Genomic DNA, 15,037 nt, shown 5'->3' with positions numbered 1-15,037 from the left:
ACGCCCGCAGGTGCCAACTCGGCTTTCCGGAGGTCCGCATGCTCTGGGCGCGACGAGCCCTTGGCGTCACCGCCGGGGCGTGCGAAGCAGCCGGGCCTCTCAACCTCACGTGAGAGGCGGCCGTCGCTATGGCAGATCTTTTTGTGGCGGGTCCAGAGCATGGTTGCGGGCAAGTGCAATCGCCTGGCCCGTCCCGGTAGCTCGCATCTGAGGGCGCGGATGCCCGTCACGTTGCGTCCGGTCACTCAGTATCCGGTAGATGTCCTCGACTGTGAGGATTTCAGGTGCGTCTGGATCGCCGAAGGCGAGCACGTCGATGAGTTGCTGGGTGAAGACCGGCATGCCTCGGCCGTCGACGAAGGACGCACTACTCGCTCCAGCGGAGGCGAGAAGATAGGTACTGGGTGCTTCTTGCATGCCCGTATAAGGCCCCATCACGTCCAACGCGCGGCCGGAGTAGCAGGCATCGAGCACAACCAGCGAACGCTTGGCCCGGCTGGAGGCCACCAGCTCCCTGATGTCGTTGTACTGGACTGCGGTGTAGTTGACGCCGGATTCAGTGCTGACGGTGGCGAATTGAAGATCACCTCGTGTCGACACAAGGCCGTGACCCGCGAAGTAGAGCATCAGTACATCCCGAGCTTCATCCGCAGCCGCCTGGACAGCTCGCAGGATGTCCCGGGGGTCTTCCGGGTCGATCATCAGTCGCAGTTTGTCACCGGCGAAAGCGGGATCTGGCCGCGACGACGTCAGGACGTCCGCCAGCGCCTGCGCCCCCTTGCGTACCCCTGGCAGAGCGGGAAGGCCGGCGTCGTCGTAGGAGCCGGTTGCCACCAGAACGGCCCGCGACTCTGCCAATTCCGGCATTTCGGCGTAGCGGAAGACGCGCGTTCCGGACGATGGCCGTGAACTGACAGTTCTGTCACCGAGGGTCCTGTCCTCCACCGCGGCGAAGGAGGGCTGGGCCGTAGGCTCCGGGGATGCGCCGGGGCGGTCGGGCGTTTCGGTTGACGCCTCAGCTGAGGCGTCAGGGGTGCCCTGTCGTGGCGGGGCAGGCGGTGGAGGCTCTGGCGGCTGCAGAAGGGTGAATCTTATGGCCGCCGCCCACAACGCATCAAGCTCCGCGAAGAACCGCTCGTCGTCTTCGTCGCCGCCTCTCAGGCGCGGGCGCGACCCCCGCCTGCCCAGCCACTCGGCGAGATCGAACAAGGTGCTCCCGTCACGAGGGCACTTGCCAGAGGTCAGCATCTCGTGAATCTTGTGGTGACTGCATCCGACGGCCTTGCCCATCGTTCGGACACCAGGTGTTCCGGCTCGGCCATGCAGTTCATGCATCCAGATCAGAAGATCGCGGACAGGACTGGGGCGGAGGTCGGGGAACCGGAGATGTCCCATCCGCGTTCCTCCGTGTCCCCTCGTGTCCCCTCGTGTCATCTCATGTCATGTGCCGTCAGCCAGCTTAACGCAGCGTCATGGGTCGTCATATGGGCGCGACGAGTACAAGAGGATGTTTCTCAACTCTCCGGGACACGAAGGGAGGTGAGAGAAATGCCAGTTTCTGAAGAGATCGGCAGGACGGTCCGGATGGCCATTGCCAAGCGTCGCCGGACCGCCCGCCTGATCTGCATCCTGCTGGTGGTGGGCGCCATCGCAGGTGCAGTCCTCTTGATCGTCAACGGAGGTGGTGTCTCTGTGACGATCGGGTAGAGCATCCCGATGGACCTCTCTGCCCGACCTCAGCAAAGCACGATCAGGGGGCTCGGTCGACTGTCGTCCGACCGGGCCCCCGATCGCGCTCGGCCAGGAATGCGTTCGGTCTCGATAGGCCCCGATCCCGAACTCGCTCCCTGTCTGACGTCGGCGGCATCAGGCGGCCCGGTCCCCGCCTGATGCCTGCTGCCACTGGACGCAGTTGCCGCGGCTGCGTCGGCGAAGTCGGCACAGGGTGCGCCAGGTTGCGTACCGGTGCGGGACTTTCGGCCCTCGGCCGTCGCAAGGGAGGCGACGAGGCCCTTCACGTGCCGTTCGAGACGGACCAACTGCTCGTCCCGCCTGGGCGGGACACGGGCGCCGCCGACTCCAGGGCGGCCACCGTGCCCGACATGATCGTGCGTAGGTGCGCGGTGATGTGTTCGGCGGGCCAGTCCCACCAGGCGACGGCGAGGAGCCGGGCGATGTCCTCTTCGTCGTAGCGGGTACGGATCAGCCTGGCCGGGTTGCCGCCGACGATCCCGTAATCGGGCACGTCCGAGACCACCACCGAACCCGCGCCGATGATCGCGCCGTGCCCGATCCGTACGCCGGGCAACACCGTGGAGCCGTAGCCGAACCACACATCGTGGCCGACGACGGTGTCGCCCCGGTTCGGCAGGCCGGTCAGCAGGTCGAAGTGGCCGGCCCAGGAGCCGCCCATCGTGGGGAACGGGAACGTCGACGGGCCGTCCATCCGGTGGTTGGCACCGTTCATCAGGAACCGCACCCCGGTGCCCAGCGCGCAGAACCTGCCGATGACCAGCTTCTCCGGACCGTAGTGGTACAGCACGTTGCGGGTCTCGAACTCGGTCGCGTGGTCAGGGTCGTCGTAGTACGTGTACGCGCCGACCTCGATCAGCGGGGACGTCACCAGCGGCTTCAGCAGGACGACGCGCGGCTGCCCGGTCATCGGGTGCGGGACGGTGGGATCGGGGGGCGGTGCGTGGTGGGACATGGGGCCAGGGTCGCACCCGTCGTCCGGGAGGCGACACCCGTTTACCTTCGTACGTTACGGGCGAGCCACGGGCTGAGCATGATGCGCGGGACCAGCTCCCTGTACGTCTCGTCGCCGGGCAGCGGCACGATCAGCCAGTATCCGGGAGGGAAGCGCTTCCCCTTCACATGGGCCAGGCCGCTGTAGACGGAACGGAGGAACGCGGGCACCGCGTCCCGGGGCACGTCGTGGAACTCGACCTGGTCGACGGTGATCTTCGCGTCGTCCTCGGGGAACACCTGGACGGTGACCGAGGGCAGACCGCCCAGCTCGACGAACGCCTCGTGCGGCAGCGAGCCGTCCGGGTCGAGGACCGTGAAGGCTCCGGCGGAGACACGGCGGGACGTCTGGTCCGCGCCGATGTCGTCGGTGACGACCATCTCCAGGTCGAACTCGTGCGCGACCTCGTGGATCGCGACGACCACGGCCTCGGTGGTCGGAAGGTGCGGATGTCCCATGCCCGCGATCATGCCCCACAGGCGGCCGCGCTCGCTGCGGGCAATGGATTCGGCGTCCCACTTCTCCGGTCTGTCCTCCACCGCCTTCCTCGGGCCTACGCGTCAAGCGACGACGTGTTGGTCGACGTCAGGCCGGAGAGCGCGAGCACCTTCGCACCCGTCGGCTGAGGGCCGGAAGGGCAGGAAGGCGGGAAGGGAACGGTGGTGGACGAACGAGCGGCGCGGTGTGCGGCGCCGGTGGGAGAGTCGAGGTCCGGGTCGCCACGGTCCGCCCGTTCGGCCACGCGCGCCACGGCGCCCCACGACACCTTCGACCGGAGGCACACCATGTCCGCGATACCCACCTGCGTGTTCACCAGCTCCGACGCCCCGAGGGCCGAACACGGCCACGACCCCGACCGGTTCGTCCAGATCGGCTCGTTGACCAAGCCGCTCACCGGAACCCTGCTCGTCCGGCTGGCCGAGACGGGCGTGCTCCACCTCGACGACCCCCTTGACACCCATCTCCCCGCGCCCGCCGGCACCGGCATCACCCTGCGGCATCTCGCGCTGCACACCTCGGGCCTGCCCCGGTTGCCACCGGGACTGCGGCGCTTCGACCCGTACGCCTCCCTCGACGCCCAGCGGTTGGACGCCCTCGTACGGCGCGTCGACTCCCTCGTGACGGGTCCGCCGGACGGGACCGAGGAGTACTCCAACCTCGGGTACGCCGTCCTCGGCGCCGCACTCGCCTCGGCGGCCGGAGCCCCGTACGCGGAACTGCTGCATCAGTACGTTCTCGCACCCCTGGACATCACCGAGGTGGCCTCGAACCCGCCCCAGGACCAACGGCTGTACGCGCGCGGCCTGTTCGGCCGACCGCGCAGGCCCTGGACGATGGACGGCGCCATCCTGCCCGCCGGAGGACTGTGGGCCACCCCGCGCGCCACCGCCCGGCTGGTGACCGCGCTGCTCGTGGAGCGGAGACTGGGCGAACCCGCGCCTTCCTGGCAGACCTCCGGTCCACTGCTCTGGCACAACGGCGCCACCGGGGACGCGTCCGTCTTCGCCGGGGCGATGGCGGACGGCCGCTGGGTTCTCGTCCACCGGCTCTCCGGGGACGCCGAGGGGACCGACCAGCTGGGCATCGAGCGGTTGCGGCACGCGAGTCCCGGACCGTCCCGCACCGGCTGAGGGTCGCCCACACGGCGGGACCGCCTCCCGCGGACAGCATGGAAAAACCCCCGCGAGTCATGTCCTCGCGGGGGTTCTTCTTTCATCCGCCTGCCGGGTGAAGGTTGAGAAGACGATCACGAGGCAGGACGTCGGGGGTGTTCAGGGGGCGAGCAGCAGTACGTCCGCGCGTTCCTTGGCGGCCGCGTAGCGCTTCGCCACGTCCTGCCAGTTGACGACGCGCCACATCGCCTCGATGAAGTCGACCTTCTGGTTCTTGTACTGGAGGTAGAAGGCGTGCTCCCAGGCGTCGAAGACCAGGACCGGGACCGAGCCCTGGCCGATGTTGCCCTGGTGGTCGTAGACCTGCTCGACGATCAGCTTGCCGCTGACCGGCTCGTACGCCAGGACGCCCCAGCCGGAGCCCTGCGTGGTGGCCGCGGCCTTCGTCAGCTGCGCCTTGAAGCCCTCGAAGGAGCCGAAGGACTCGGTGATCGCGTCCGCGAGGTCACCGACACCGTCCGCGGCCAGCGGCTCGCCGCCGCCGTCGCCGGTCATGTTGTGCCAGTAGATGGAGTGCAGGATGTGGCCCGAGAGGTGGAACGCCAGGCTCTTCTGGAGGCCGTTGATCGCTCCCCAGGAACCCTTGTCGCGCGCCTCTTCCAGCTGCTCCAGGGTGTCGTTCGCACCCTTGACGTAGGCGGCGTGGTGCTTGTCGTGGTGGAGCTCGATGATCTGGGGATTGATGACCGGTTCGAGCGCCGCGTAGTCGTACGGGAGTTCCGGGAGCGTGTACGTAGCCATGGTTTCGAGCCCTCCGACTGCTGCTCTGCTTTATTGCAACCTATATGCAAGTGCAGGCTAACAGCAGGAGGGCCCGAAGGTGATCAGTCGTTGGTCCTACTCCGCCGGACCGGTACGCAACGCGCCCGAACAGCCGTGAGCGGTGGCGGAAGGAGCGAGGACGTGCCGGACGCGGCGGGTCAGGCGAGGCTGACGCCGTAGTCGGTGGCGATGCCCGCCAGGCCCGTCGCGTATCCCTGGCCGATGGCGCGGAACTTCCATTCGCCGCCCCGCCGGTACAGCGCGCCGAACACCATCGCGGTCTCCCCGGCGGCGTCGTAGGAGAGCTCGTACCGGCACATCTCGCGGCTCGTCAGGTTGTCGACGACCCTGATGTACGCGTCCTCGACCTGACCGAACGTCTGGCCGCGCGTCTCCGCGTCGTGGATCGAGACGGTGAAGACGATCTCGCCGGTCTTCTCGTCCAGCCGGTCCAGGTCGATCAGTATCTGCTCGTCGTCGCCGTCCCCCTCCCCGGTCAGGTTGTCGCCGGTGTGCCGGACGGAACCGTCGGGGCTGGTCAGGTTGTTGTAGAAGACGAAATGCTCGTCCGACACGACCTTCCGGTCCGGCCCGCAGATCACGGCCGCCGCGTCCAGGTCGACGTCGAAACCGCCGACCGGCGGCGCGTCCCACCCGAGACCCACCGTGACATCCGCGAGGGGCGTGCCGTCCTGGTTGAGGACGACGTTCTGACCCTTGGTGAGACTGACACCCATCACAGCTCCGCGCTCCTTCTCTCGTGTGCGCCTGACCCGGACTTCCGGGGGACGAGGGCAAGTCTTCCTCAGGATAGTCGTTGATTTGCGCAACCTTTAAAGTGTGGTCATGCATGCGGACAACGCGTCGGTGAACGGGACATCAGGTGGCGAGCCGCGGGAGCGCGGCGGGATGACGGAGGGGGATATGTCGGAGCGGCCGGAGCGGTCGGTGTGGGAGATGGCGGTGCTCGACGGGGGGCCCGCGCACGGGACGAGGACGCGGGTGGCCGACCGGCCGGGGGTGCTCCAGGTGACCTACCCCTGCGCGGTCGTCGAATCACCGGACGGGTCACCGGGCGAATCCTCGGGCGAGGGGGTGCGGGTGCAGGCGCTGTTCGTGTACCGGCGGGACGTACGGGGACGCACGGGCCAGGACCGGCCGGTGCGTTACGGGTTCGACGCGGCGAGCCCCTGAGAGGCGCGCGTGCGGGCTCGGCGCCTCCGGGGAGGGGATGGCGCGACGGGCCGGCGGGGGTGAGGCGAGCGGGCCGGGGCCGTGCGGTGGCCCCGGCCCGCTCCCGTCGTGCGTCTCCCGTGCGGCCGCCGTCGGCGCCTTACGGCATCGGGAGCGGCCGTTTATGGGGACCCCACAGTCGTGAAGCCGGCGCGCGCATCGCAGGAGCGGCTGTTTTCCGTGCTCACTTCAGTGATGAGTGTCACCCCGTCGCGCGGTTGCGTACCAGGCTTTGTATGAACTCCACCAACTCGCCAACCGGTGCTTTGTGGGCGGGTGATGGTGTTCGAGCCATATTCGGTGGGCTAGCGTCAGCGGGGTCCGTCCTCAAGCCCTCACCTCGCGGAGTCCCGATGAGCACTGCTGCCGCCGCCCCCGTCCGCACCGGAACGGTCCTCGCCGACCTGCTGCCCGCCGCCAGGGCGCGGTACGCCGTCGACGCGGCCCTCGTCGTCGGTGGCGCCGCGCTCACCGGCGTCGCGGCCCAGATAGCCGTCCCGGTCCCCGGCTCGCCGGTCCCGGTCACCGGGCAGACCTTCGCCGCGCTCCTCGTCGGCTCGGCGCTCGGCGCCCGTCGCGGTTTCCTGTCGCTCGCGGTGTACGCGGTGGTCGGCATGGCGGGCATGCCGTGGTTCTCGCAGGGCGCCTCCGGCATGAGCTTCCCCTCCTTCGGCTACGTCCTGGGGATGCTGCTCGCCGCGACCGTGGTCGGCGGCCTCGCCCGGCGCGGCGGCGACCGGTCGGTGCTGCGCACCGCGGGCACCATGGTGGTGGGCTCCGCGCTGATCTACGCGGTCGGCGTGCCGTACCTGGCGCTCTCCACCGGCATGTCGATGAGCGCCGCGATCGCCGCCGGGCTGGTCCCCTTCCTCATCGGTGACGCCCTGAAGGCGGCCCTGGCGATGGGCGCGCTGCCCGCCTCCTGGAAGCTCCTGGGACGCCGCGGCTGACAGCCGCGGCACGTCTTCGTACGCACTCGCGAAGAGGCCCGTCCGCCCGTGTCACGACCACGGACCGGCGGGCCTCTCGCGTGTCCGCGCGCCGGGCGGGCCGGGCGGTTCGAACGGCACACCGCCGGCCATCCCCGGCGGGCCGACCCCGCTGGCCGTCGAGCCCGGATGTTCATGCCACACTCGGCACATGCGCGTGTACCTTGGCTCCGACCATGCCGGCTTCGAACTGAAGAACCATCTCGTCGAGTGGCTGAAAGCCCACGGCCACGAGGCGGTCGACTGCGGGCCCCACATCTATGACGCCCAGGACGACTACCCGCCGTTCTGCCTGCGGGCGGCCGAGGGCACGGCCGCCGACCCGGACAGTCTCGGCATCGTGATCGGCGGCTCCGGGAACGGCGAGCAGATCGCCGCGAACAAGGTCAAGGGCGTCCGCGCCGCACTGGCCTGGAGCGAGCAGACCGCCGCGCTCGGCCGCGAGCACAACGACGCCAACGTGGTGGCGATCGGTGGCCGGATGCACACGGTGGAGGAGTCCACCAAGTTCGTCGAGATCTTCCTGACCACCCCGTACTCCGGCGAGGAGCGTCACACCCGCCGCATCGAGATGCTGACGGCGTACGAGGCGACCGGCGAGCTCCCGCCGATCCCCGCGCACCACCCGCAGCAGGGCTGAACCCACCCGTCCTCCCGTGCCGCCGGGTCCGCCCCGGCGGCACGGTCATGTCGTTGCCGGCCGGTGACCCGCCGGTCGCGTCCTCCAGGAGTGCCGCCGTGCCCGAGGGGCATACGATCCACCGCCTCGCCGCGGACCACGCCGAACGCTTCGCGGGCCGGCCGGTACGCGTCTCCAGCCCGCAGGGGAAGTTCGCCGACAGCGCGGCCCTGCTCGACGGCCGGACCCTCACCGCCGTCGACGCCCACGGCAAGCACCTGTTCCTCGGCTTCGGCGACCTCGGCTGGATTCACATCCACCTCGGCCTGTTCGGCAAGCTCGGCTTCGGTACGGCCCCGGCCCCGCCGCCCACCGACACGGTCAGGCTGCGCATCGCCGACGATGCGCACCACGCGGATCTGCGCGGACCGACCACCTGCGCGCTCATCACCGAACCGGAGAAGCGCGCGATACACGACCGGCTCGGCCCCGACCCGCTGCGGACCGACGAGAACGGCGAACGCGCCTGGCGGCGGATCTCCCGCAGCCGGGTCACCGTCGCCGCGCTGCTGATGGACCAGAAGGTCGTCGCGGGCGTCGGCAACGTCTACCGCGCCGAAGTCCTCTTCCGGCACGGCATCGACCCGTACCGGCAGGGCAAGGACCTCACCCGCGCCGAGTGGGACGCCATCTGGGCCGACCTCGTGCTGCTGATGCGGGAAGGCGTACGGAACAACCGGATCGACACCGTCCGCCCCGAGCACCTGCCCGAGGTCATGGGCCGCCCGCCCCGCGTCGACGACCACGGCGGCGAGGTCTACGTCTACCGCCGGGCCCGTCAGTCCTGCCACATCTGCGGCGCCGAGATCCGCACCGCCGACCTCGCCGCCCGAAACCTCTTCTGGTGCCCCGGCTGCCAGCAACGCTGACGTACCGTCAGGAGCGTGGTCGAAGGCGGCCGTTCAGAAGCCGTGCGGCAGCCAGGGTGCCACGTCCGAGGCGAACGCCGCCGTGGTCTCCGCCAGCGCACCCGGCCGCAGCTCCCGCACCCGCCCGGCCGCCGCCAGCGAGGTGAACGACACCCCGCCCAGATAGGCCGCCCCCAACTCCCTCACCGAAAGCGCCAGTTCGACCGGCTCCTGGGTCCGCTCGCAGGACGCGCCGCCCTTCGTGTCGGTGATCAGCCGCCAACGCCCCGCGTTCCAGGGGCAGAAGTCGTCCGCCACCTCGAACACCACGTCCAGCGGCGCCCGGTAGGCGCGCGCCTCCAAGGCCGCCCCCAGCTCCACCAGCCGTACGTGCAGACCGTCGTGCAGCCGGACGTTGCACCGCCGGACGTCCGAGACGAGATGCAGCACGGCGTCGTCGACGGGCCGGTTGTCGCACGTGACCCTCGCCGTGAGGTCGAACTCCATGAGATGGCGCCAGAGCGCCGCGTACGCCGCCGGGTCCAGGCCCGCGATGCCACGCACCAGCAGAGTGCCGGACGGCCCGGCCATGTCCCAGTCCGGCTTGTTGCGGAACGTCACGTAGCCGACGGCCTGTCCCGCCCGCTCGGCCAGCACGCACTGGAGCCGGGAGCTGCTCTTGCGGTCGCTCTCCGGATCGACGACCGGCGCCCGCTCCCAGCCGGGAGCCCTCGCCGGCGTCCCCGGCCGGCCGGGCGCCAGCTCCGCGTACACCGCCTCCATGGCGGGGATCGCGGACACCGGGTCCACGGACCGCAGCCGTATCCCGTCGACGCCCTCCGGCAGTTCGAGCCGGACCCGGTCCGAGTCGATCTCCAGGAACATCCGCTGGGTGGCGGCCCCGTAACCGAACCGCCCGTATATCGCCGGTTCCGACGCCGTCAGCACCGCGATCGGCTCGCCCCACGACCGCACGTCGTCCAGCTGACGCCGCATCATCGACGTGAGCAGTCCGCGCCTGCGGTGCGTGGCCGCGACACTCACCATCGTCACCCCGGCGGCGGGCACCAGGGCCCCGCCCGGCACGGCCACCCGGAAGCTGTACGCCCCCGCCGTCGCCACCACGTCGGGACCGTCCCAGACGCCGATCGAGCGCCGGTGCTCGGTCAGTGACTCGACCAGTTCACGTTCCTCCGGGGCCGTCGGGATGCCACCGAACGCCAGCTCGAAGTTCGTGTACCAGTCGTCCCATTCCGAGGGGTGAAGCACCCGCAGCTCTGTCGTCATGTGCCATGCCTACCAGGGGCGCACGAGGCGGTCGACCCGATTTCGAACGCAATGTCACGGGGGTACCCCTGCACCGGAGGCCGCCGGGTGGATAGGGTCCCCGCAATGGCCCGTCGCGCAGCAGCAGACTCGTACCCGGCCCGATTGCGGAAATCGGTGCACCGGGCACGCGTCGGGCTGCGCAAATCCGGGGTCGACTACTTCCGCGGCGACGGCTCCGACTGGATCGCCCTGGCCGGCCTGCTGCTGACCGTGCCCGCCATCACCTGCGGCACCCTGTTCAACTCCGTGTGGTGCGCGCCGACCGCGCTGGTCCTGCCGATCGTCGCGGGCGGACTGCTGCTGCGCCCGGCCAGTCTGCTCGGGCTGTACGCGGCGGCGGCCGCCGCCCTGATCGTGGAGTCCCTGGCCCTGGGCCCGTACCCGCACGGCCCCGCGAGGGTCACGCCGGGCACGGTGCTGGTGGTCGCGGCCTGCGGGTTCTTCGGGCTCGTCCTCGCCCAGTTCCGGGCCAGGGTCGGTGTGCCCTGGCGGCGCGGCGGCACCATGCTGTTCGACCTGCGTGAACGCATCCGGGTGCAGAGCGCGCTGCCCCGGCTCTCGGACGGCTGGCACCGCGAGATGGCGCTGCGCCCGGCGGGCGGGCAGTCGTTCTCCGGTGACTTCGTGGTCGCGGCCCGTACCGGCGGGGGCCGGAACCTGGAGGTCGTCCTCACCGATGTGTCGGGCAAGGGCATGGACGCGGGCTCCCGGGCCCTGCTGCTGTCCGGGGCGTTCGGCGGGCTGCTCGGCTCGCTGCCCCCGCACGCCTTCCTGCCCGCGGCCAACGGCTATCTGCTGCGGCAGGACTGGGACGAGGGCTTCGCCACCTCGATCCATCTGGTGCTCGACCTCGAATCGGGCGACTACGAGCTGTTCTCGGCGGGTCATCCGCCCGCGCTCCAACTCCACGCGGGCAGCGGGCAGTGGGAGGAGAAGGCGGCCGAGGGGCCGCTGCTCGGGGTGTACGACGGGGCGCGGTTCGACCCGGCGAAGGGGGCGCTGGCGCCCGGTGACGTACTGATGCTGTTCACGGACGGTCTGGTGGAGACGTCCGAACGGGACATCGCCGAGGGCATCGACCGGCTGACCGGTGAGGCCGACCACTACGTGGCGACCGGCTTCGAGGGCGCGGCCTGGCATCTGATCGAGGCGTGCGCGAAGGACGTCAACGACGACCGGGCGCTGCTGCTCCTGTGCCGGCGTTCCTGACCTGAACGGCCCCGGGTGCGGCGGTCGGTCGGACCGCGTACCCCCGGAGCCGTGTCGCGCCTCACGTCAGGCCGGTACGGGTGCTTTCCTCCCGTCACCGCCACCCTGTTCCTCACCGCCCGGCGCGCCGGGCCCGGTACCCCCGCGACCGCCCGGCAGGACCCGGGCCAGCCAGTGCGAGCGGCCCGCGGCGAGCGGCGCGAGCACCGCGAGGACGAGGACGTATCCGGCGATGAACGGCGGAAGCCGCTCGTCCAGGCCCGCGCCCGCCGCCATCGTGGCGAGGATCAGCGCGAACTCGCCCCGGGCCATCAGCGTGGTGGAGACGTTCGCCGTGGCCAGTGGGCCGAATCCGTACACCCGGGCCGAGAACATCCCGGAGAGCACGTTCATCGCGGCGGTCAGCACCACGGCGGCGAGCACCGGCCACATCACACCCGGCAGGTCACCGGGGTTGATGGAGAGGCCGAAGGCGAAGAAGAAGATCGCGCCGAACGCGTCCCGCAGCGGATGGACCAGCTTCAGGATGCGACCGCCCGAGGTGGTGCTGCCCAGCATCAGACCGACCATGAAGGCGCCGATCGCGTCGGCGACCCCGAACCACTCGGAGACCCCCGCCACCAGCACCGCCGCACCGAGGAACGAGATGACCAGCAGTTCGTCGTCACGGGTGTTGATCAGCCGGCTGATCACCCTGGTGCCGAAGCGGGCGGCGAGGGCGAGGAGCAGCAGGAACCCGAACGCCTTGCCGCCGTCCAGCACCGCGGCGCCCAGGCTGTCCGAGCGGGAGAGGATCGGTTGCAGGGCGGCCAGGTAGAGGGCGAGGAAGACGTCGTCGACGACGATGATGCCGAGGATCGTCCTGGTCTCCGGGCTGCCGAGCCGCTTCGTGTCGACCAGGATCTTGGTGACGATGGCCGACGACGAGATGCCGATGACTCCGGCCAGGACCAGCGCCTCCGAGGTGCCCCAGCCGAGCACGAAGCCGAAGACGAGCCCGGCGCCGACGTTCAGCGCGAGATACACCGAGCCCGCGGCGAGCATCTTGCGCCCGCCCTTCTTGAGGTCGTCGAGGTGGAACTCCAGGCCGAGGTAGAAGAGCAGCAGGACCAGGCCGAGCGCGGAGAGCATCTCCAGGTCGTGCGGGTCGGCGACCAGCACGATGCCGGGGGTGTTGGGGCCGAGCAAGATCCCGGCCAGGATGAACAGGGGGATGGTCGGCAGTCCGATACGGGCGCCGACGCGGGCGAGGACGGCGGCGGCGAGGAAGGCGCCACCCATGGCGATGAGGGTTTCTGCGTGTCCGATGAGCCTGATCCTTCGATTGGTCAAGGGGGCGTCAAGAAATCGTCAGTAATTAGTTTACCGAACGATTGACGTTGCAACTGTGCGCCGCTGTCCGGCCCCCTCCGGGACGGGGTGGGAATTGCCCGGTCACCGATCCGCGCGCACCCGCCATGGTCCGCAGAGGTCCGCCCCGTAGGTTCGAGGCATCGACCGAGCGGGGGCGACCGTACTGCTCGGCCTGACCGCTACGGCCGTACCCGCCCGAGCGGCCCTGCGCCGGCCCTGCGCCGGCTCTGCGCCGGCCCTGCGCCGGCCCTGCGCCGGCCCTGCGTCGGCCCTGCGTCGGCCCTGCGCCGGCCCGCCCGCGCGGCGGGCGCGGAGGTGCGGAGAGGCGGAGGCGCGGAGAGGTGACCGAGGACGGGTGGAGGGGGACGGGAGCGGACGGGCGGTGGCCGGATTCATCGGAACCGGCCACCCTTGCCCAATCAGCGGCCGACTATGCGCACCTGCGGGAGCGGCTTGGCACACCGGCCGATGACCGCCTCCCGACCGAAAGAAACAAGCCAACACCGGGCCGGACGGATCACTTCCGTTCGGACGCCCGGCTCACTCCTGTCGGACGTCCCGCTCACTCCTGTCCGGGCGCCCGGATCACTTCCGCTTGAACGCCCAGCGCATGTCGGGCTCGATCACCCCGCGCAGCGCCCGCCGCACCGGAGGCGTGCACAGCAGCGTCACGGCCATCGCCGCGACCGCCGACACCACGATCCGCCCGCCCGGCGAGGCGAGCCAGGCGTAGCGGTCGAACACCCCGGCGTACACAGCGCCCTTCACCAGGAACCCGTGCAGCAGATAACCGCAGATGGTCCCCGCGCCCAGCACCGTGAACCACATCGGGCGGCTCGGCACCCAGGCGAAGAACACGGCCGTCAGCACCAGCGCGCACCCGAGCACGGCGAGCGTCATCAGCAGGCCCGACGCCCACGACGCGCCCTGGTCCTGGACGCTGCTGCTGCGGTAGAACCAGCCCAGCCGCATCCGGGGCGCGGCCCAGTACGCCAGCACCAGGGCCGCGGCGAGCACCGGCAGCGACCACAGCCGCACCGCGCGCCCGCGCACCAGCCGGAAGTGCTCGGGCCTCAGCGTCAGCCCGAGCACGAAGAACGGCAGGAACTGGAGCACGCGTTGGAGATTGAGATCGTCGCCGATATCCGGCGTCACCGACGCCAGCAGGGCAATGACGAGAGCGACCGGCAAGGGGTACCGAAGTGCCTGCCACAGCGGGGTGGTGATCCGCCAGACGAAGAGGGCGATCAGGAACCAGGTGAGATACCAGGGATCGAGCAGACTGATCGGCTGATCGGGGGCGCCTCCGGCGTAGCGCTTGAACAACGAGTACACCGTCTCGAAGACGATATAGGGCACGGCCACCCCGGTGACCAGGCGTTTCACCTTCGGTGCGGTCATGTCGAACGTACGTGAGAAATATCCGGAGATGACGACGAACGCCGGCATGTGAAAGGTGTACGCGACCATGTACAGCGACCGGGTGATCCGGCTGCCGTCCATCACCGGTTCCCAGGCGTGCGCGACCGCGACAAGCACGATCGCCAGATATTTGACGTTGTCGAAGTAGGCGTCGCGTCGCTTCGTCGGCGCGTGCGCCGAAGGCGTGTCCACCACGGGTGCGGGGGGAGCCGCGGTGGCAGTCGCGACGGCGTGTCCCGCGCGTTCCGCGGGTTCCGACTCCCGGGTCGCCGTGGGGAGCGGAGCCCTCTGGAAAACATTCGGAGCGTGGGACATCTCAAGCACCCTGGACCCGTGGAACGGAATTGGTGAAAACCTTCGACAGAGGGCTCGCGTTCCCGCGCATTCATATTCGAAACCACCGGAGGGTGCCCGCTATGCACCGATGAATCCCCCTTGAACGGGGCATAGCGGGCGGGGAGTCAAAGGAGGGGAATTTCACTCCGGCGGATTCCTTGGAGGGCCGGTAATTCCCTGTGAATGACATGTGCGGATATGGAAACGGTCATGCTCGCGCACCTGTTCCGCGCAACCTGTCCGTGCGTCGGCCCGGATTGCCGGCCGTCCGCGCGGAGGTTGCCGCCCGGACGGCGAACGACCGGGATATCCGCACCTCAGGGGTGTGCGCGGGGCGTGAGGATGGCGCGAACCAGTTGCGTCGTGCCGTCACCCCGCCCCGCCGGGCGGGTAGTTGGTGCACGATGGACCGGAACGGAGGCGCGCACGGCCGCACGCCACCGGGCCGGCAAGGCGGA

Annotated in this window: 15 protein-coding genes; 7 read left to right on the top strand and 8 right to left on the bottom strand. The window is 70.0% G+C overall.

What is annotated here, in order from left to right:
- Positions 1 to 126: 126 nt before the first annotated feature.
- Positions 127 to 1,290 carry a caspase family protein gene (locus PZB75_RS08375; RefSeq protein WP_275534661.1) on the bottom strand — a complete coding sequence of 388 codons (1,164 nt, stop codon included), beginning with the start codon at positions 1,288 to 1,290 and terminating at the stop codon, positions 127 to 129.
- 258 nt (positions 1,291 to 1,548) lie between these two features.
- On the opposite strand from PZB75_RS08375, the gene PZB75_RS08370 reads away from it, so the two are divergent.
- Positions 1,549 to 1,707: a hypothetical protein gene (locus PZB75_RS08370; protein WP_275534660.1), complete on the top strand. Its 159-nt coding sequence runs from the start codon at positions 1,549 to 1,551 to the stop codon at positions 1,705 to 1,707.
- Between the two features lie 307 nt (positions 1,708 to 2,014).
- Here the strand turns inward: PZB75_RS08370 and PZB75_RS08365 are convergent, their stop codons facing one another.
- Both PZB75_RS08365 and PZB75_RS08360 read right to left on the bottom strand, forming a co-directional pair.
- Positions 2,015 to 2,707, bottom strand: coding sequence for a CatB-related O-acetyltransferase (locus PZB75_RS08365; RefSeq protein ID WP_275534659.1), 693 nt, complete (start codon positions 2,705 to 2,707; stop codon positions 2,015 to 2,017).
- Between the two features lie 41 nt (positions 2,708 to 2,748).
- Positions 2,749 to 3,204 carry a hypothetical protein gene (locus PZB75_RS08360; RefSeq protein ID WP_275538636.1) on the bottom strand — a complete coding sequence of 152 codons (456 nt, stop codon included), beginning with the start codon at positions 3,202 to 3,204 and terminating at the stop codon, positions 2,749 to 2,751.
- A 327-nt stretch (positions 3,205 to 3,531) separates the two neighbouring features.
- Here PZB75_RS08360 and PZB75_RS08355 point away from each other — a divergent pair, with 327 nt between their 5' ends.
- A complete protein-coding gene (locus PZB75_RS08355) occupies positions 3,532 to 4,377 on the top strand; it encodes a serine hydrolase domain-containing protein (protein ID WP_275534658.1) in 846 nt (281 codons plus the stop codon).
- 141 nt (positions 4,378 to 4,518) lie between these two features.
- Here the strand turns inward: PZB75_RS08355 and PZB75_RS08350 are convergent, their stop codons facing one another.
- Both PZB75_RS08350 and PZB75_RS08345 read right to left on the bottom strand, forming a co-directional pair.
- Positions 4,519 to 5,160, bottom strand: coding sequence for a superoxide dismutase (locus PZB75_RS08350; RefSeq protein ID WP_275534657.1), 642 nt, complete (start codon positions 5,158 to 5,160; stop codon positions 4,519 to 4,521).
- A gap of 179 nt (positions 5,161 to 5,339) precedes the next feature.
- Positions 5,340 to 5,918 carry a TerD family protein gene (locus PZB75_RS08345; protein WP_275534656.1) on the bottom strand — a complete coding sequence of 193 codons (579 nt, stop codon included), beginning with the start codon at positions 5,916 to 5,918 and terminating at the stop codon, positions 5,340 to 5,342.
- Between the two features lie 172 nt (positions 5,919 to 6,090).
- Here PZB75_RS08345 and PZB75_RS08340 point away from each other — a divergent pair, with 172 nt between their 5' ends.
- From PZB75_RS08340 to PZB75_RS08325, 4 genes are all read left to right on the top strand, one after another.
- Positions 6,091 to 6,375 carry a hypothetical protein gene (locus PZB75_RS08340; protein ID WP_275538635.1) on the top strand — a complete coding sequence of 95 codons (285 nt, stop codon included), beginning with the start codon at positions 6,091 to 6,093 and terminating at the stop codon, positions 6,373 to 6,375.
- Between the two features lie 392 nt (positions 6,376 to 6,767).
- The gene (locus tag PZB75_RS08335) at positions 6,768 to 7,364 is read left to right on the top strand and encodes a biotin transporter BioY (RefSeq protein WP_275534655.1); all 597 of its coding nucleotides are present in this window, start codon (positions 6,768 to 6,770) and stop codon (positions 7,362 to 7,364) included.
- A 190-nt stretch (positions 7,365 to 7,554) separates the two neighbouring features.
- Positions 7,555 to 8,043 carry a ribose-5-phosphate isomerase gene (locus PZB75_RS08330; protein ID WP_275534654.1) on the top strand — a complete coding sequence of 163 codons (489 nt, stop codon included), beginning with the start codon at positions 7,555 to 7,557 and terminating at the stop codon, positions 8,041 to 8,043.
- Between the two features lie 98 nt (positions 8,044 to 8,141).
- Entirely contained in the window at positions 8,142 to 8,951 is an 810-nt protein-coding gene (locus tag PZB75_RS08325) for a DNA-formamidopyrimidine glycosylase family protein (RefSeq protein ID WP_275534653.1), read from the top strand.
- A gap of 33 nt (positions 8,952 to 8,984) precedes the next feature.
- On the opposite strand, the gene PZB75_RS08320 is transcribed toward PZB75_RS08325, so the two are convergent.
- On the bottom strand, positions 8,985 to 10,217 hold the full coding sequence (locus PZB75_RS08320; protein ID WP_275534652.1) for a GNAT family N-acetyltransferase: 1,233 nt from the start codon (positions 10,215 to 10,217) through the stop codon (positions 8,985 to 8,987).
- 105 nt (positions 10,218 to 10,322) lie between these two features.
- On the opposite strand from PZB75_RS08320, the gene PZB75_RS08315 reads away from it, so the two are divergent.
- The gene (locus tag PZB75_RS08315; protein WP_275534651.1) at positions 10,323 to 11,468 is read left to right on the top strand and encodes a PP2C family protein-serine/threonine phosphatase; all 1,146 of its coding nucleotides are present in this window, start codon (positions 10,323 to 10,325) and stop codon (positions 11,466 to 11,468) included.
- A 66-nt stretch (positions 11,469 to 11,534) separates the two neighbouring features.
- Here PZB75_RS08315 and PZB75_RS08310 read toward each other — a convergent pair whose 3' ends face one another.
- Together PZB75_RS08310 and PZB75_RS08305 are read right to left on the bottom strand one after the other, a co-directional pair.
- On the bottom strand, positions 11,535 to 12,749 hold the full coding sequence (locus PZB75_RS08310) for a cation:proton antiporter (RefSeq protein ID WP_275538634.1): 1,215 nt from the start codon (positions 12,747 to 12,749) through the stop codon (positions 11,535 to 11,537).
- Between the two features lie 657 nt (positions 12,750 to 13,406).
- Positions 13,407 to 14,558, bottom strand: a complete 1,152-nt coding sequence (locus tag PZB75_RS08305; RefSeq protein WP_275534650.1) for an acyltransferase family protein — start codon at positions 14,556 to 14,558, stop codon at positions 13,407 to 13,409.
- Positions 14,559 to 15,037: the final 479 nt, after the last annotated feature.

The organism is Streptomyces sp. AM 4-1-1 (genome assembly GCF_029167625.1).
Taxonomy (GTDB): Bacteria; Actinomycetota; Actinomycetes; order Streptomycetales; family Streptomycetaceae; genus Streptomyces.
Note: the sequence above shows the minus strand (reverse complement) of the source record. Positions and strands in the feature narration are given on the sequence as shown.

Coding starts and splice junctions, on each gene's coding strand:
- PZB75_RS08375 (WP_275534661.1), bottom strand. CDS start 1,290: ATGGGCAAGGCCGTCGGATGCAGTCACCACAAGATTCACGAGATGCTG.
- PZB75_RS08370 (WP_275534660.1), top strand. CDS start 1,549: ATGCCAGTTTCTGAAGAGATCGGCAGGACGGTCCGGATGGCCATTGCC.
- PZB75_RS08365 (WP_275534659.1), bottom strand. CDS start 2,707: ATGTCCCACCACGCACCGCCCCCCGATCCCACCGTCCCGCACCCGATG.
- PZB75_RS08360 (WP_275538636.1), bottom strand. CDS start 3,204: ATGGGACATCCGCACCTTCCGACCACCGAGGCCGTGGTCGTCGCGATC.
- PZB75_RS08355 (WP_275534658.1), top strand. CDS start 3,532: ATGTCCGCGATACCCACCTGCGTGTTCACCAGCTCCGACGCCCCGAGG.
- PZB75_RS08350 (WP_275534657.1), bottom strand. CDS start 5,160: ATGGCTACGTACACGCTCCCGGAACTCCCGTACGACTACGCGGCGCTC.
- PZB75_RS08345 (WP_275534656.1), bottom strand. CDS start 5,918: ATGGGTGTCAGTCTCACCAAGGGTCAGAACGTCGTCCTCAACCAGGAC.
- PZB75_RS08340 (WP_275538635.1), top strand. CDS start 6,091: ATGACGGAGGGGGATATGTCGGAGCGGCCGGAGCGGTCGGTGTGGGAG.
- PZB75_RS08335 (WP_275534655.1), top strand. CDS start 6,768: ATGAGCACTGCTGCCGCCGCCCCCGTCCGCACCGGAACGGTCCTCGCC.
- PZB75_RS08330 (WP_275534654.1), top strand. CDS start 7,555: ATGCGCGTGTACCTTGGCTCCGACCATGCCGGCTTCGAACTGAAGAAC.
- PZB75_RS08320 (WP_275534652.1), bottom strand. CDS start 10,217: ATGACGACAGAGCTGCGGGTGCTTCACCCCTCGGAATGGGACGACTGG.
- PZB75_RS08315 (WP_275534651.1), top strand. CDS start 10,323: ATGGCCCGTCGCGCAGCAGCAGACTCGTACCCGGCCCGATTGCGGAAA.
- PZB75_RS08310 (WP_275538634.1), bottom strand. CDS start 12,749: ATGGGTGGCGCCTTCCTCGCCGCCGCCGTCCTCGCCCGCGTCGGCGCC.
- PZB75_RS08305 (WP_275534650.1), bottom strand. CDS start 14,558: ATGTCCCACGCTCCGAATGTTTTCCAGAGGGCTCCGCTCCCCACGGCG.